Source organism: Pseudomonas sp. GW821-FHT04D07, from assembly GCF_059420225.1.
This window is the reverse complement of record NZ_JBWKTH010000040.1, coordinates 22,941-38,799: the sequence shown is the minus strand read 5'-3', so window position 1 is coordinate 38,799 and position 15,859 is coordinate 22,941. Positions and strand designations below refer to the sequence as shown.

Here is a 15,859-nt window from a genome sequence, read left to right as displayed (position 1 = left end):
AGCGCCCAATGCCGCCCATCCTCACGCGCCTGGTGGCGCTGCTTGTTCTTTGCCTGACTCTTGAAGTTCAAGCCCAGACCAATGCCTGCCCAGTTGGCGAGAAACAAGTGTGCCTGGATAGCTGCATCTGTCTGCCAGACCTGGGACCGCTGCTCAGCCCTCTGCCTGATGGCCTCTACCAGATCACGGCACCTGCCCTGGCGCTGTGGCTGACCCAAGCCCGCGCTGAAGCAGCCAAAGCCGGCACCCACCCTATTCCACCGCATATCCGGGAGCAACTGCTGCGCTGGTACGCCCCCAGCATCCTCGATGCCGCACGTTACAAGGTTAGCGACAACGGTCAATTCAATGCCGCCACTGCCATGCTGCAAAATCCCGATGTCGGTGCCGTGACGCTGATCGACATCATTGTCTTCCGGGACGCTCAAACCGCAGAACAGAACATCGCGCTCTGGGCTCACGAATTAAAGCATGTGCAACAGTATCAGGAATGGGGGGTAGAAGGATTTGCCCGGCGCTATACACAAGATTTCAATGCTGTGGAGGCGCCGGCTTATGCCATACAGGCTGAGGTCAGACGGTGGGTAACTATTAGGCAGAGGTAGCGCCTCCAGACCAGACTATTGCCTGCGCTACGATCACCTGTTGACCATTGAAAGTGAGTGCAGGAGAACCATGCAGCACGTACCCCATGCTCAAGGCGTCACTGACGCGGTGGCAAAAGGCGGCGTCATCGGGGCCAGTCAGTACTCGATAAATGGGAAGGCCTTCTGGGGGTAGGCTCATACATCAATTTCCTTCGATAATATGTGGAACTTCCCTGGCACACGGGGTGCGCGTCAGGTCAGGGTAGTCTGGATGCGACACCCTAGCATTTTCACTGGCAACGAGCTCCGCCGACATCTCCACACAACCGAAATCCGTGAAGCAGGTCGGAAGCTTTCATTTAGCCTGCACAGCTAGTCGCAGGAGCCCACGGACGAACATAGTCATTGTCGAACTCACCGCTTTCGACGAACTGAAAGCCATGACGGAGGTAAAACCGATTCGAAGCGCTTTCTTTGAGAGCACCAACCCTGATAGGAAGCTCAGCCGCATCAGCTTCTCTGAAAACCTGAGAGAGGACAGCTGAGCCCACACCTGATCCCTGGGCGTTCGGTATCACATACAAGTGATCAAGCAGTAGCTCTTTTAGGTGATGCTTGACCACAACAAAACCAATCCGCTCACCAGCCACCTCAATGTAGCGTGTGTTGTGAGCTTCAAAACTGCTGAGAAAGCGCTGACGCACGCGCACAGGATCAAAACACTCTGAGAGACCGAGCACGTCACGTGCGTAGTCGAGAACGGCGGCGGCGGCCTCTGTCGCGTACCCATTGCACCTAAAGGCTTTCGCAAAACGGTACGCCAGTTGAAATCGATTGGTCGGTTGTAGCGGAGTGAGGCTTATCCAGCCAATTGGCTTACCTTGTAATTCCACACACCAGTGCCCTAACCCCTCATGTGGTGCAGAGTTCACATAGGCTACGACCTCTTCGATCACCAGGCGAACGATGACGCCCCGCGACGCCCGATCATTCGTTTTCTTCGATTGGCCCCAGCAAAATAACTCGATATTCGTACGACCGACACCTCCTTAAGCTTCCCTCGCCAAGCACGCCGCTCGGTTTATGGTTTTGAAAGCTGAAGGAATATTGAAGTGTTCGATCGTTATCTGGATAAAAGTGTAACGCCTAGAGTCTGTGCCCCGGGGGGCCTGCGCCTCTATCCACTAGTGGCATTGGACGCGCGTGGTGACTCGGGCGCCCCTCTATTCATTCGCCGCGTAGACATCAAGCTCGCACATCCGGAATTCGCTTGCCTGGAAACGGTGTAAAGGAACCAAGCCATGCCCTATCTTTATCTCTCTCTGGCCGCCATCTTTTGGGGTGGCAACTATGTCGTCGGCAAGCTGATGGTCAGCGACATCGATCCTGTGCTGCTGTCGCAAGCACGATGGCTGCTGACCAGCGCGTTGCTGCTGATCATTAATTATCGACCGCTGACCCGATCAATGGGAGCGATTCGTCAGTCCTGGAAAACACTGACGATGCTCGCGATCTGCGGCCAAGTGTTGTTCCCGCTGACCCTGTATATAGGGCTGCAGTACACCACGTCGTTGAACGCCGCCATCTATCTCTCGGCAACACCGTGCCTGGTGCTGTCCATCAATCGCTTTGTATTCGGCGACCACATATCGCGTGGCAACTGGCTTGGCGTCGTAGCCAGTACGTTGGGCGTCATATGGCTGGTTACCATGGGTCACCTTTCGGACTTGCGCTTCCTCACGCAATTCAACAAGGGTGACTTGTGGACCATGCTGTCGGCAGCCAGCTGGGCAATGTACTGCGCCTTTCTGCGAACAAAGCCCAAGACCATTCCCGGCGGCGCATTTGTCACTTACTCGGCACTGGTGGGCACTTTACTGCTGATCCCCTTCACGCTTGTAACGATATACCTGACACCAGACAGTCTTCACACGATGCTGGATGGCACCGTCAGCTTATGGGGGCTGGCGTACCTGGTCATCTTTCCATCATGGCTGTCTTACCTGTTCTGGAACCGCGGCATCGCTGAAATCGGCGCAACACGCGGAGAGATTTTTACTCATCTCGTCCCTTTGTCCGGAGGCGTCCTGAGCATCATTTTCCTGGGTACGCCACTCCATGTGTACCACTGGGTCAGCCTGGTACTTATCGCCGCCGGCGTTGTGATGTGTTCGGCCAAACCCAAGCCGAAACTGATGAGCAAAGTACAGACGGCCTGAAAGTCGCCGGGCAAAAGTCGTCGCAACCGGGCTCGGCTCAACGAACGGCGATCTGATCACTGGCAGTTCGGATCTGGGCGCACTTGAGATCCGCATGAGCGATGAGGAGGAAGCCGTATGCTGTTCCTGTAACGGCCAAGTTTCACCGTAGACTGCCGCGCGCGAGGGGCCATGGTTAACCGTGGCTCATCTCTACTTGTTGTCCAACCACAGGGTTAACCTCGTGTTTCTCGCTTTCAAGAATCCATTGGGTCAGTCGCCTTGCAGGAGAATCTGGCGAAGCATCGAGAAAGACCATTTCCGTATTGAACGACGCATAGGGTCCCGACAGTTCCAGGTTCAGCACTTTGTGGGTAGGCGCGAAGACTTCAACCAGTGCTTGGGGTACCAGTGAAACGCCGGCACCATTCGCTACCTGAGAGAACAGCAACGAGTAGGAGCCACACTCAACGACCCGGTCAGGAGTCGCACGATGAAGCGTCAGCAACTCTTTAAGGTTGCGTTGCGAGGCACTCTGCCGGCTGTTGACCAGAAAGCTGCACCCGTCCAAGGTGTCCAGCGATACCGGAGCATGCGACTCACCATAAATCAGCGTCAGACGATCTTCGAACAATCCAAGCCGAGTCAGATGCCCAGGTGCGATTCCTGCTCCGACGATGGCGGCATCACAAATCCCTGACTCCAGCGCCTCTATCAAAAACGTGGAGTTGCCTAAGGTGATATCGACATCTAACGCAATCGGATTGCTCATTATTCGCTGCAATAACGGCTGATGAGAAAGCGTGAAATTTTCGATCACCCCAAGGCGCAGCTTCTGCGGAGCGCTGCCCCGACCGAAACGAGCCTCAGCCTTCGCTACCCACTCAAGGATTTTCGAGGCATAGCCATACAGTTCGTTGCCAGCAGCCGTCACTACAATGCGGCGGCCCGAACGTTCGAACAGGCGAACGCCCAGCTTGGACTCCAGCGTCTTGATACGGAATGAGATGCTTGATTGCACGCGATTGAGCTTCAGCGCGGCCTGAGTGACACTGCCGTAATCGACAATAGCCTTGAAAGCTTCCAGCTCAGCGTTTTCCATCATGGAAAAATGGCTCCTGTTCCAATTTATTCTCGCAGCGTTTGCTGCCGAGCGATGGATAGTTGTAATGGCATGTGAGCTTTCCCGATAGGCGCGTTCGATGGCCTTCCTGTCGGTTGGTTGCCATAAACGACACGGAAAAAGCCAGATGACTTTACCGGACGCTTACGATAAAAGCCCCCCATTGCAAGGCGCTCATATCTGCCTTCACTTTTGCGCCTGGCTATTTTTACTGGCAGAAACCCAGTGGTTCATGGCTCTATGCAACCCTCAACACCTCGCACAAGGAGATTCACAAATGGACTTGAGAATTATCGCCGTCGCACTGATGTTGAGCGCCTCACCGTACACTCTCCTGGCAGGAGAAGGACATGATGCCGGATACGCGTGGGCAGCAGAGAACGATATTGACGACGCCAGTGACTGCAGCACCCCATCACTGTCATTCAACCAAGGCTGCAAGGAATATGTCGAAGAGAACCCTTCCTCCCTGAGCAGCACGGAAGACGATGACGAGTAAGCGGCAAACGCAGGGAATAGAGATACGACCCCTACTTGGGTTTATCCGCGCAGTGGCATTTGGAAGCCGAGCAAGGTTCACCATTGGGGTGATGATCGGCACATGCCTGGCAGCAGTAGTGCTTGCCATGACGCACGACCGCATGCTCGCCAACCTTGCAGGTGCAGTGCGGGCAGGCGCAGGTTTGTTCATTCATGATCGGACTCCGATTGTCGGGTGGTCGCCAAACGTTGTGGTGCAACGCGCATGAACAGCTGACTGACGCGATCCATCATCAGCCTCCACTGACGTCTTCGCAACGCTCTTTTGTCATTGTCTCGGAGTCATCGCCAAGCTCAGCAGTAACAAGCCTAGCCCATCCGGATAGATGAACACCGGATGTTGCACCCAGGCAATGTCGGCCTGGGCATTTGGCTGGCCGCACGCCGTTTGCACCAGGGACGGTTCGTCTGGCCCGGTACTCGCCACGGAACACAGCTGGAATTGGACCTGGAGCAACTTCAGGCCCTGGTGATCGGATTACCCTGGCAACGCCTCGGGTCTGACAGCGCCATCCGTCGTCTCTAGAAGACATCCCCGTCACTGACCTAGCCGAGCGGTCAGTCGCCGGTCATCGACACGGGCATCCCCACCGCCGGGCTGTTGGCCCAGGTGATGATCAGCAAGTTCGCGGATCATTTGCCGCTGTACCGCCAGGAAAAGATCTTCGAGCGCGCCGGCTACGCCATCCCCCAATCCACCCCGTCAGAGTGGGTCGGTGTGTGCGGCGTGCGCTTGCAGCCGCTGGTTGATGCCTTGCGCGAAGTGGTGCTGGAGCACGCCGTGGTGCATGCCGACGAAACCCCGGTGCCGATGCTCGCGCCGGGTAAGAAGAAAACCCATCGGGCGTATGTCTGGGCCTACTGCACCACCGCGTTTACCGACATCAACGCCGTGGTCTACGCCTTCTGCCCCAGTCGGGCGGGCGAGCATGTGCGGGCTTTTCTGGGGGATTGGAAAGGCCAGTTGGTCTGCGACGACTTCAGTGCCTACAAGGCCAGTTTTGCCCAGGGCGTGATCGCGGTCGGCTGCATGGCCCATGCTCGGCGCAAGTTTTTTGATCTGTTCACGGCAGATAAAAGCCCACTCTCTGAGCAGGCCCTGCACTACATCCAGTTGCTGTACGAGGTTGAACGCGAAGCCCGCAACCTGCCCCCCGATCAGCGTCGGCAACTGCGCCAGGAAAAAGCGGTCCCGATCATGGACGCGCTGCACGCCTGGATGATGACCCAGCGTCAGTTGGTCACGCCGGGCACGGCCATCGCCAAAGCCTTGGACTACAGCCTCAAGCGCTGGACGGCGCTGTCGCGCTACCTCGATGACGGGGCCTTGCCCATTGACAATAATCAGGCGGAGAACCGGATCCGCCCCTGGGCTATCGGGCGCTCCAACTGGCTCTTTGCAGGCTCCCAACGCAGCGGCGAGCGCGCGGCGGCGCTGATGAGCCTGATCCAGTCAGCCAAGGTCAACGGGCATGATCCGTATGCCTACCTCAAAGACGTGCTGGAACGGCTGCCGACGCAGAAGATGAGTCAGATCGGGGAGTTGTTGCCGCATAACTGGGTGCCGTTGCGCAACCTGTGATCACCGGCTGCTTACCTTATTGTAGTGGCGTCCCCCAAACGAAGCAGATCTTAGTCCCGTTGGCTACGCTGATAGAGTTCAGCGACCCAAGGCGAGTGATAATTCTTCTAGTGCCCGTTTCCAGTGATCAAGCGCCAGTTTGGCTACACGAAGGTGCGCTTTCGGGGATTAGTAAAAAACACCGCACAGCAGACCACGCTGTTCGCGCTGTCGAACCTGAGGATGATGCGAAAATGGATATTGAATGTGGGAGGGTTGCGCCTGTGATGAGCGCCAAACGCTTTGGAAAGGTGCAATTCAAGAAAAAAACATGATTTTGGCAAAGCTAGGCCTGACTTTCAGTCAGGCCACCGTTTTTTTGAACCCCGAACGCGGAAGACATCAATTATCGGTGTCTATTTCAGACCTTCCTTAGCATTTATCGGATAGGAAAAAGATGAACACTACCGAGACTGCGAAATTTACTGTACGAACCGCATGTATCAGTTGCGGCGGCACCGGCCTAGTCGAATTGTCTGCAGGACGGTTTGATGAAGGTGCGGTTCAGCGCTTCATCGAAGAGGATCCTTGGGGTGAGCATCCAGCTCCGTTCTTGCGAGAACAGCAATGGTCGTTTGTCGCCTGCAAAGATTGCGGTCTGATGTTTCATCGCTATATTCTCGACCCGGAATGGAATGAGCGCCGATTTTCTAAGTGGATGTCGCAGGATGCCATCGAAGCGTTCGAAAAATATTCGAAGACACCTGCAAATGTGTTTAGGACGGCAGCAGGCTACACAGCACACGTCCTCCAAATCGAACAACTAACCCGTTCCTTACGTGGTTCCGAAGTACCTCGTGTGCTGGACTTCGGTTGCGGCTATGGTGGCTTCCTTTCAATGTGTTCAATGTACGGTTTCGAGGCGTATGGCGTGGATAGGTCAGCCGCAAAGCGCGATAACAACAGCTTCTCCAAAGTATTCGCCGAGATTGAAGACATTGCCAACATGTCCCCCTTCCATGCTTTGACACTCTTTGAGGTTTTAGAGCATCTTGACGACCCACACGGCCTAATGCTGCGATTGAGCGAACTTCTCGCAATCGGTGGCATTCTAGTGCTTGAGACACCTGACTGCTCAGGAGTGCGCACCATCGGAACTAGAGACGATTATGGAAAAATCCACCCGCTTGAACACATCAACGCCTTTACGCCAGAAACGCTTAAGCGCTTCGCTACGCGATTAGGTTTCGCGCCTATTCGGAAGCCGGTCTGTTGCGTAACGTGCGACTCGATGAAGTTCGTGAAGACCGTTGCGAAGCGGCTGCTAGGTCCAGCGATGCTGCCGACGACCCAGTTGTATTTCCGCCGACTTTAGTCGGCTCTTTAGGGAGCTTCTAAAAACTGGTTTTTCGAGCAGCAGTGAGCGATAAAAATCCGATGCTGCGCAAACAGACTCCAATCAGTTTCGAAAATGACTTGGTGAGCCTGGCCGGGACTACCCGGCCAGCAGCCTGACTCAGGCCATCTCAAGCAAGCTCTAAGCGTCCGGCAGGCGTGTTTGCCGGACGCTTACGGAAAGACGATTCAAGGTACGCATCGGCCAGCGCCGAGCAGAAACTAAACTGTTCGCGGAAGGGTGGCCGAGAACGATCAGGGTGCACTTGCTCATGTCGGACCGCCCCTACCGGCGCTAGCTATCCGGTGCACCGACTCACAGACGCTAGATGGGCTTGATCGACACCAATTCGAAATACCGGAACTTCTTCTTTTTCGCCTCGGCCTTGGCCTCTTGCTCCGCGATGAAGGTGCTCAGGGTATTGGCATCATAGGTCAACACCTCGACGTCACCGCCAAACTGCTTGGTGGCGCGTAGCGTGACTCGCAACTTCGGGGAGAGTGCTTTCGCAACACGTCGAGGCTTGGGGGTTGGCGCAGGAGGGGGTACGAACGCTGGTTCAGGTTCTACTGCCGGTAGCGGATCGGTGCTTGGGCTGGAAGGACCAAACAGCGCCAAGCGCATCTCCTCTTCGCTCAGTTCATTACTCATTGTGGGCGTCTCATCGCTATTTACTTAGGAAGCTAATGGATTTTATCAGTTTTGCCCACGAGGCGCTGTGATCGGTGTAACTCCGCGTGGGGTCGGTGGGCTGTGGCAGTAGCTGCCGGTGGGGTCCGTGGACAGCCCAGTGGCGAACCCGTAGGTTAGGTGTCACTCAAGCACAGGGCGAAGAAAGCTACGCTCATAGCTCAGAATGAACTTCAATTCAGTCGCCTCCCCCACCAAACGCACACACTCCGGGTCCTGTGCGGCCTCCTGTCGATATCGCTCGTAGTCGGCGAGGCTGGCGAAACTGAACAGGCAATAAGCGATGTTGTTAGCCCCTTCGGCAGGCAGGAAATAGCCGTGATGCTGACCGCCCAGGCGGGTCACCAACCCAATCCATTGGCGCGAATAGCGTTCGAACGCCGAGAGTTGGTAGGGGTCGATGACATATTTGACGTGGCAAGTGATCATGGGATTAGTCCTTTGAATTCGAGCGCGGCGTATTCTACATAGCTTGTATGTGCCTGCACCCTGCCGGCCTTGGGATCGCGGGCGGTGTTGGGAGCCAGCGCAGCCTGCCATAGCGGCACAGGTTTGGCCTCCGGCGGCATTCGGCCAAAAGTGGCCAGTGGTCGTTGCATTTCGCTTGTCGCTGGCATTTGGCTAAGCTGAATACTGAGTGATAGCAGCCATCAGAGGATCTGGATTGGCATCAAGACGGTACTCCCGAAGGAGACGACTATGTATGCGGTTATAAGAACCTATTTGGGTACTGGAGCAAATCAGCTTTTCAAGCTTTTAGAAGAGCGCAAGGCCGACATCGAAGCGACCCTGCGGACAGTCCCTGGCCTCGTAAGCTACACACTGCTGAATACTGGTGATGGCGGTACGTCGGTGACTGTTTGCACGGACAAGGCCGGCAGCGATGCGAGCTTGAAAGTCGCGCGCGACTGGATTCAGAAGAATGCCTCGAATATCCACGCGCACCCGCCGATAGTAACGGAAGGACCGGTCATTGTGCAGATCAAATAGCGCACCGTTCCGATTGATCTCGCGACACTCTCGCCAGTGCCGTATCTGTTGCTCTCACTCAGGGGAGAATGGATTTATCGATGGCCTGAGTCACCCCAAGGCAGCACCTCACTCAAGCCCGACGCTGTCGGGCTTTTTTATGTCCGCAGCAAACGCCCATGACGGTGATGGATCGGCATACCGAGTCATTCCAGAAGCGAAACCAAGTGAGGCTCGATGGAGGTATCAAGTACCTCCAGCAGCGCCAGCGTCACCGGAAGCTTGAAACGCCGTGGGCCCGCGCTCCCAGGATTGAGATACAACGTTTCACCACGCCACTGTATGAGAGGCTTGTGCGAATGGCCGGTGATCACCAGCTTGATGCCCTCATCAAGAACGGCGGGTACATCGGCGATGTCATGCACGAGCAAGGTCCGCCATCCGCCCAGGTCAAGCCGCAGAAGGTCCGGTAGATGATCTGCCCAGGGCGCGCTCTGGTCGTTGTTTCCGCGCACAACGAACAGTGGAGCGATAGCGGCCAGGTGCTCCAGAACCTCAGGCTTGCCGATGTCGCCGGCGTGAATGATTCTATCGCGACCCTTCAGGGCAGCCAGCGCCTCGGGACGGAGAAGGCCGTGAGTATCGGAAATCACTCCAACTTTCATGCAGGGCACCGCGACGGGTTAGAAGTGGATCGCCAGTTTACTCGAACGTCGTCATTGAGACTCTGGCCGACAACGCCGCGCCCGAGGCCGTCTATGCTGCGCTCGGCATGCCCTTCGCCGGCCTCGTGTATGGCTTGAAGCAGTACTTCTCGCACAACTGAACGCCTACCGATCCACCACCAGCTCCTGCCAAGCGCCCCGAACACCCGGGGCGCTCTTCTATGTCCGCTATGGGTTGTGGATTCAACCGGTCGCGACAGACAGGAATCGTCCAAAAGCGGATGGTCTACCTTGTAAATCTATCCCCTTTTTTCGATCTCCCTTTTTTCGTTTACGACTTTGACGCCGGGGCGCGTCATGGTGACCGGCTCCAGAAAGAAATTGGAGCACAGCATTGGCTGGCCTCTGGGTCATTTGAATCATGGGATTTATGGCGCGCTTTCGTTTCACTCACCATGAGCTTGCGATATCAGAGTTTATAACCTTTATTGAGATAGCAAGAAGCCATCCTCCCTCAAGGAATAACGATGAAAACGCTACTTTTTGTTTTTTTCACGGTGCTTATCGTCGGCTGTTCTGCTTCCAAGCCCCAGCCCGGACTAATTGCTAAGCAATGGTCTGACAATGCACGCCAGCTTGGCATTTCTCCGATTTACCCTCCCAGAGAGCGATTTGAACCAGGGGATGTTTATCTCGGGATTACAGCTCCGTCTACATTGATAGGCAAGATGTCAAGCGAGTTCTATACCGTCACACCTAAACGTTATGGTCACATTGACCTGTCAAAGGAGCTTGCGCTCGAGCAGCAGAGACAAGCTCTCCCTGCCATGGCCTCATACGTCAATGAAACAGGTACTTCTTTAACCCCCTGGAATATGCAGGATTACCCCGTAACAGGCGGCAGAGTTAATGGGCTCGTTGCGTTCCCTGGGTTTAGTTTTGCATCAGCAAGCGATACCGACCTAGGCGTAAATTTGACAAATGGGGCGTGGGGAGGTTTATTTGGTTTTAGCAAAAAATCGCGTTATCTAGTGTCATACACAGTCCCGGCGGCAGAATCCATTAGTGTTCCGCTAGATGAAGTGCTTGCCGCCGCTGCGCCATACTTCCAACAGATCAACTTAACTCAAACAAAAAGCCAGCTACTTAATCTTGGAAAAAGCATGCTTGTGGATATGCCGCAAGGAGTAAAGGCATCTTTGGTAGTAGTCGCCGAGGTATATTATGCCAGGGCAATAGATATAACTATTTCTGCGACAGACGCTGACAGTGCACAGTTAAGTGCTACGACAATGAAACTGGTCGATTTAAGTGACAAAAAAGCGAAGCTTCAGCAGGAGCTGTTGAAGCTTAAGGCGGCTACGCCCCAACCTGCTGCACCTGCACCTGCCGCAGCCCCTGCTACCAATACCACTCAAAACACCATCGCCCTCTTGGAGAGTCAAATAAATGATCTCCAAACGAACATTGATGCTTCCGCCCAAGCTGCAGTTCCAAGCATACCTGGGGCTACGGGGTCGGTATCCAGAAGCTCCGCTACGGGCATAACGTTGCGCCAGGTGTTCAAGTACCCAATAGCCATTGGGTATCGTGGAGTTAGTTTCGGTCTGGATAAGCTTGACATCAATACCCCAAGCGATAATCAGAGTGGTTTTATTAATATGCATGGTAGTGAATAAGTCTTACTTGCCGAGTTCAGCGGAAGGGGCACCCATTAGCCGGTCTCGAGTCAAGGCTAAAAGCCAACTCGCCCTGCAGTTTTTAACTGCAGGGTTTTCCCTCTTTCTCAACCTGCCTGGTTGAACCCGGCGAATCCGTTTCCTCATCATTGACGACGACCGAATCGTGCCTGATACCCATGTAAATCAAGCGGTAGCGGTATTGCATGCACCGCCCTGGCAGTGAACTGCCCCAGAGAAACGTTGGTGCCACCATTGTGTCAAAAACGTGTCAAAGAACTGTGGTTCGCTGCGTTGACAGCACTGGGCTTTGCACTCATGGGGATTTCCAACCAACGGAATAAGCGTCCAATGTCAGCGGCTGACAGCGCCCTGCGGAGAAGCAGAAAGCCCGGCTTTCCGCTTTGTTGATCACGATTCAGATCTAGCGAGAGCCACTGATCATGTCTAATACTTCATCAGCTCTTCGCTGAATAATTTGTTTGCAGCCAACCCTCAAATGAACCGAGATTGTTCATTAGCCATGTACTCACGCCCGCGAGAGGTCGACTGGCTTGACGTTTCTTGCAGGATAGAAAACGAACCTGTCACACAGGGCACAACTGGCGGTTTCGGGTCAGTTCGCCCTCGAACCATTCAAGCTGAGGCGATAACGACCTTGGCGTCGCGCGGCAGGTAGCAGGCCAATAGTCTCGTAGTAGCGGATAGTTTTTACCGTCGTACCTGACAGTTGAGCCGCTTTACCGATGTACATGAACAGTCCATTGATGATGTGCAGGGCACCGAAATTACCTGAAAATCCGCCCCCTAGCGACGGGCAATGGCCCGCGCTTGCTCCAGCCAGCGTTCCCGCTGCACTGGCCGGGACTTGATCAATGGACCGAAGGTGATGGTTTTCACGGGTCTGATGCCACAGAACTCCAGGGTGGTCCTGCGCATTTGATGCACGCCAGGCATGCGATAGACCCAGCGGTAATACCAAGGTGGCGTATCGAGGGTAACCAACAGTTCAGCGCTACGGCCCTTGAGCAGTTGCTCCGGGAACGGCGAATTCTGTCGGTATTTGAAGGCAAAGCCAGGCAGTAATACCCGATCCAGAAAACCCTTCAAGAGCGCTGGGATCCCGCCCCACCAAATCGGATAGATGAACACCAGATGTTGCGCCCAGGCAATGTCGGCCTGGGCCCGTAGAAGGTCTGGCTCTAGCGGTTGTGTCGTGTGATGGTCGTCGTGCAGCACCGGGTTGAAGCGTTGCTCGCCCAACCGCAACAGGCGTACTTCGTGACCTGCCTGGAAAGACGATTCAAGGTACGCATCGGCCAGCGCCGAGCAGAAACTGTTCGCGGAAGAGTAGCCGAGAACGACCAGGGTGCGCTTGCTCATGCGGGACTCCAGAGGGAATAAGCCCTCAGGGTAAAGTCTGCCCCTGGCAGGAGAGTCAAGCGCTTGATATTGCCTGGCTCACGAGAGATGCATCATCGGCGCTGATGTTGCTGGTAGGTTGTGGGCGCCAACGAGCAACTCGGAACAGAGCAACAGGGTCAGAGCGGCCCCTGCCGACCATCAGGCTTACCCCCCTCAAGCCACCATACCTTCCCATGCATCCACCACATCACCCGGCGAAAACTCAATTACCGGACGCTGGCGTACCACCGCCACCACCACCGGTTTAAGGTAAAAATTGGCCATTGCGCGACGTTGCTCTTTGGCAGCGAAGATCACCTCCAGACTTTTCTGGGTGAGGGCGTTATCCAAGTTGGCATTGACGCTGTCGAGTTCTTCCTTAGCCAGCATGAAGGCGACAGCAAGGTACTCCAGTTGAGCCTGAATGATGCCAATAATCAGCACTCGATCCTCCTGGACCAGTTTACCCATCAGCTTACTAGAGACCGCAGAAGCGACGATTGCGCCAATGATACCGCCAGCCGTGCGGCCAACCATGGCACCGATTGGCCCCAGCGGTGCGGCGAGGATCCCCCCCGCAATAGAGCCGACCGCACCACCAGCCACCCCTGATGAGGCAACGGCCAGGTTCTTGGCAAACTGCGCTTTGGAGATACGACCGCGGGCAAGCTTGACCAGGTCCGGCCCCGTGGTGACCGCGATCACGGCGATGGAACTGATCAGAGTTCCGCGCAGGGCCTTGTTCAAGCCGCTCTTGCTCACCCCCATGCCTTGAGCCAACAGCCCGCGTGTGCTCGGTGCCAAGCTGGTCACATCGATAAGGGTCAACGAACGCTGGATAAACTGCACTCGATGCAATTGCTGGGCAGCCACATAAACAGTCAGGCTACGGCCAAAAGTCTTGCCGGCCTGCACGGCCGCAACCTGCAACGCTTGTCGACGGTCCTGGGTTTTCAGGTAGAACAACGTAGCGCTGACGCCGAAGCTGATGCCACCGGCCACGGCTCCGACCACTACACCCTCGGTAATGTCATAAGCGATCGACTCGAAGGTTCCAAACTTGGTGATGCTGCGTGCCTGACTGTAGGTCAGATGCCCCCTGCGGATGAGTTTGGCGGCATCCTCCGGATCCGAGACACCGCGGACCTTACCCTCGCTAATCTTTCTCTGGAGGGTGCGCACGGCGTCGACGTATTGATCCTTTGGCACCTCAATTTGCATGGGGCGCCCCTGCGTGTCGAAATACTTGTAGTCGCCCTGCTGCCCATCGAAAGCGGCCCCCACACTGCGGGCGCCAGTAGCGCAGTATTTAGTCTGGATCATCTGCCCCTGAACCAAGCGGTCAGCGCCATTCTTGGCGTTGTTGTCACCCAGGATCTCGGCGTTACGCCCCATCAAACGATCGACACGATGATTGGCCTTCTCGGCGGCGAAGCCGTGGCCCTGGCCACCCGCGGCGAACAATTTGTGATTGGCATCCCAGGCACTGCCGGCAGCCATGAGCACAAAACCGCTGGTAGCGGCATCAGCCAGAAACTCCTCTTGCGGCTTGTCACGAACGGTCAGGCACACCTGCTCGGTTTCAGTACAGATCTTGGAGCAAAACCACTCTGCATCGTTCGCGCTGTTGCGAACCTCGGCGATCCCGCAAGCAGTGCAGCAGCTGATTCGCTGCGATAGCGCAAAAGCGCACCAGAAACGCCCGTCACGAAAATCCTGATACTGACCGAAGCTCATATGCTGCTCGATAAAGTCCCGGCCAGCAGCACCTTCCAACCCAAACGCACTGCGCACAAAGCTTCCGAGGGCCTCCGAACGGTGGCGCACCTGCTTGAGCAGCACGCCATGCAGCGCCCTGTAGCGGTTACGATACCAGCCGCCTTCAAAGACCCAGCGCTGATCAGCAACCTCTATTTCCCGTAACGTGCCAGCAGCGACCATAGAGGACAAACGTCCATTGAAAATGGTCTCGACCTCCTCGCCATCAAGCAGGCTATCGGCGGTCAGATCCTTGAGGGTCTGGCTGACATTGAGCGAGGTCTGCACCTGTAACGCTTTCACTGCGCCAAGCTCCAGCTGGATGCGGGCATAGTCATGACTGATGCAGTAAAGCTGTACCAGCAACGCCACGCCCCAGTAGGCGTAGACAGCAAGCCCCACAGCGGGCCAGTGCAGAAGGTCGAACAGCCCCGGTACCGCAGCGGAAATCATCAACAGCGCGAAGGTGCCGTGGAGGCAACGATAGAATTCCTGGTCCTTCTTGAGCAGCCACTCATCCGCCAGGTTGTTCACATGGCTGCGCTGACTCTTGCGGTGGACCACAAGCATGACCACGAACAACCCAGCTGGCAGCGCGAATTTCAGGCTCGCGAAACTGCCAGCAGGCAGGTACGGGTGCCAGCCCAGTACACCCCAGCAGAGGGTAATCATGAATGTCGTGATAGTGGTTAGCCAGGCTATACCGGAGCGTAACCAGGGTCGTTGGCAGCCAGCCTCTACGGCCATGCCATAGCCGGCAGGTAGCCCTAGAGTGACCAATCCGACCAGGCCGAGGGCGAACTGTATGACTACCCCTATGAAACGTAACAACTTGGCCAACAGCGCCAGTGCGATGAGGAAAACGATGATCCCGACAATGACAGCCATCAGCAGTCATCCGCCGGGGTCGGAAAGGGTGACGGCAGTAATGTGCTTCCCTGCAATGGCATAACGCCCTCTAGTAAGGTCCTTGAGGGCGCGATTGATATCACATAGACATCATTTGGACTAGTAGCAAATTAATGGAGTCAGCCCTGGTGGCATGCGCTCAATTCAATTAATTCGTACCTGTTTAGTTTGAAAGCGCCTCTTGGTGGAGGCGCCTTGAACATCACAGGCTCCGAGTCATCTCAGAGGCAAGCACATCGTCGGCGTGCTCAAATCTGAGCGTATCTCTATGGCTGCGTGAAAAAATATTAATGGCTTTTAGCCACTTTTCTTATAACCAACAATTCTAAATATTAAAACGCATACCCGTGAAAAGCGGCTAGCCTCGTAATCGAGCAGCG

General features: G+C 55.5%; 16 protein-coding genes and 3 pseudogenes. 9 read left to right on the top strand and 10 right to left on the bottom strand.

Annotated elements, in window-relative coordinates:
• Positions 1–8: 8 nt before the first annotated feature.
• Complete coding sequence (locus tag AC07T0_RS29365; RefSeq protein ID WP_495004460.1) at positions 9–605, top strand: eCIS core domain-containing protein; 597 nt, start codon at positions 9–11, stop codon at positions 603–605.
• Here AC07T0_RS29365 and AC07T0_RS29360 read toward each other — a convergent pair.
• Together AC07T0_RS29360 and AC07T0_RS29355 are read right to left on the bottom strand one after the other, a co-directional pair.
• Complete coding sequence (locus tag AC07T0_RS29360) at positions 592–786, bottom strand: DUF1737 domain-containing protein (protein ID WP_495004459.1); 195 nt, start codon at positions 784–786, stop codon at positions 592–594. The genes AC07T0_RS29365 and AC07T0_RS29360 overlap by 14 nt on opposite strands.
• Positions 787–946: 160 nt before the next feature.
• Positions 947–1,519, bottom strand: coding sequence for a GNAT family N-acetyltransferase (locus AC07T0_RS29355; protein WP_495004473.1), 573 nt, complete (start codon positions 1,517–1,519; stop codon positions 947–949).
• A 369-nt stretch (positions 1,520–1,888) separates the two neighbouring features.
• On the opposite strand from AC07T0_RS29355, the gene AC07T0_RS29350 reads away from it, so the two are divergent.
• Complete coding sequence (locus tag AC07T0_RS29350; RefSeq protein WP_495004458.1) at positions 1,889–2,806, top strand: DMT family transporter; 918 nt, start codon at positions 1,889–1,891, stop codon at positions 2,804–2,806.
• Between the two features lie 175 nt (positions 2,807–2,981).
• Here the strand turns inward: AC07T0_RS29350 and AC07T0_RS29345 are convergent, their stop codons facing one another.
• Entirely contained in the window at positions 2,982–3,890 is a 909-nt protein-coding gene (locus tag AC07T0_RS29345; protein ID WP_495004457.1) for a LysR family transcriptional regulator, read from the bottom strand.
• Positions 3,891–3,987: 97 nt separating this feature from the next.
• Here AC07T0_RS29345 and AC07T0_RS29340 point away from each other — a divergent pair, with 97 nt between their 5' ends.
• The gene (locus tag AC07T0_RS29340) at positions 3,988–4,407 is read left to right on the top strand and encodes a hypothetical protein (protein ID WP_495004456.1); all 420 of its coding nucleotides are present in this window, start codon (positions 3,988–3,990) and stop codon (positions 4,405–4,407) included.
• 31 nt (positions 4,408–4,438) lie between these two features.
• Here AC07T0_RS29340 and AC07T0_RS29335 read toward each other — a convergent pair whose 3' ends face one another.
• Complete coding sequence (locus tag AC07T0_RS29335) at positions 4,439–4,603, bottom strand: metallothionein (RefSeq protein ID WP_495004455.1); 165 nt, start codon at positions 4,601–4,603, stop codon at positions 4,439–4,441.
• 182 nt (positions 4,604–4,785) lie between these two features.
• On the opposite strand from AC07T0_RS29335, the gene tnpB reads away from it, so the two are divergent.
• The 4 genes and pseudogenes from tnpB (at position 4,786) to AC07T0_RS29315 (ending at position 7,384) form a co-directional block, all read left to right on the top strand.
• Positions 4,786–4,974 carry an IS66 family insertion sequence element accessory protein TnpB gene (gene tnpB / locus AC07T0_RS29330; protein WP_495004454.1) on the top strand — a complete coding sequence of 63 codons (189 nt, stop codon included), beginning with the start codon at positions 4,786–4,788 and terminating at the stop codon, positions 4,972–4,974.
• A gap of 42 nt (positions 4,975–5,016) precedes the next feature.
• A pseudogene (gene tnpC, locus AC07T0_RS29325) lies at positions 5,017–6,030 on the top strand (IS66 family transposase); the annotation flags it as partial.
• 114 nt (positions 6,031–6,144) lie between these two features.
• A pseudogene (locus AC07T0_RS29320) lies at positions 6,145–6,297 on the top strand (IS5/IS1182 family transposase); the annotation flags it as partial.
• A 169-nt stretch (positions 6,298–6,466) separates the two neighbouring features.
• Complete coding sequence (locus tag AC07T0_RS29315; RefSeq protein ID WP_495004453.1) at positions 6,467–7,384, top strand: class I SAM-dependent methyltransferase; 918 nt, start codon at positions 6,467–6,469, stop codon at positions 7,382–7,384.
• A gap of 345 nt (positions 7,385–7,729) precedes the next feature.
• Here AC07T0_RS29315 and AC07T0_RS29310 read toward each other — a convergent pair whose 3' ends face one another.
• Positions 7,730–8,056, bottom strand: coding sequence for a hypothetical protein (locus AC07T0_RS29310; RefSeq protein ID WP_495004452.1), 327 nt, complete (start codon positions 8,054–8,056; stop codon positions 7,730–7,732).
• Between the two features lie 162 nt (positions 8,057–8,218).
• A complete protein-coding gene (locus tag AC07T0_RS29305) occupies positions 8,219–8,524 on the bottom strand; it encodes an NIPSNAP family protein (protein WP_495004451.1) in 306 nt (101 codons plus the stop codon).
• Between the two features lie 270 nt (positions 8,525–8,794).
• Here AC07T0_RS29305 and AC07T0_RS29300 point away from each other — a divergent pair, with 270 nt between their 5' ends.
• Complete coding sequence (locus tag AC07T0_RS29300; protein ID WP_495004450.1) at positions 8,795–9,085, top strand: hypothetical protein; 291 nt, start codon at positions 8,795–8,797, stop codon at positions 9,083–9,085.
• A gap of 185 nt (positions 9,086–9,270) precedes the next feature.
• Here the strand turns inward: AC07T0_RS29300 and AC07T0_RS29295 are convergent, their stop codons facing one another.
• Complete coding sequence (locus AC07T0_RS29295; protein ID WP_495004449.1) at positions 9,271–9,729, bottom strand: metallophosphoesterase family protein; 459 nt, start codon at positions 9,727–9,729, stop codon at positions 9,271–9,273.
• 527 nt (positions 9,730–10,256) lie between these two features.
• On the opposite strand from AC07T0_RS29295, the gene AC07T0_RS29290 reads away from it, so the two are divergent.
• Positions 10,257–11,408, top strand: coding sequence for a hypothetical protein (locus AC07T0_RS29290; RefSeq protein ID WP_495004448.1), 1,152 nt, complete (start codon positions 10,257–10,259; stop codon positions 11,406–11,408).
• A gap of 643 nt (positions 11,409–12,051) precedes the next feature.
• On the opposite strand, the pseudogene AC07T0_RS29285 reads toward AC07T0_RS29290, so the two are convergent.
• From AC07T0_RS29285 to AC07T0_RS29275, 3 genes and pseudogenes are all read right to left on the bottom strand, one after another.
• Positions 12,052–12,162: pseudogene (locus tag AC07T0_RS29285) on the bottom strand (MerR family DNA-binding transcriptional regulator); the annotation flags it as partial.
• A 53-nt stretch (positions 12,163–12,215) separates the two neighbouring features.
• The gene (locus tag AC07T0_RS29280) at positions 12,216–12,791 is read right to left on the bottom strand and encodes an NAD(P)H-dependent oxidoreductase (RefSeq protein WP_495004447.1); all 576 of its coding nucleotides are present in this window, start codon (positions 12,789–12,791) and stop codon (positions 12,216–12,218) included.
• 195 nt (positions 12,792–12,986) lie between these two features.
• The gene (locus AC07T0_RS29275) at positions 12,987–15,458 is read right to left on the bottom strand and encodes a YeeR family protein (protein ID WP_495004446.1); all 2,472 of its coding nucleotides are present in this window, start codon (positions 15,456–15,458) and stop codon (positions 12,987–12,989) included.
• Between the last annotated feature and the right edge of the window lie 401 nt (positions 15,459–15,859).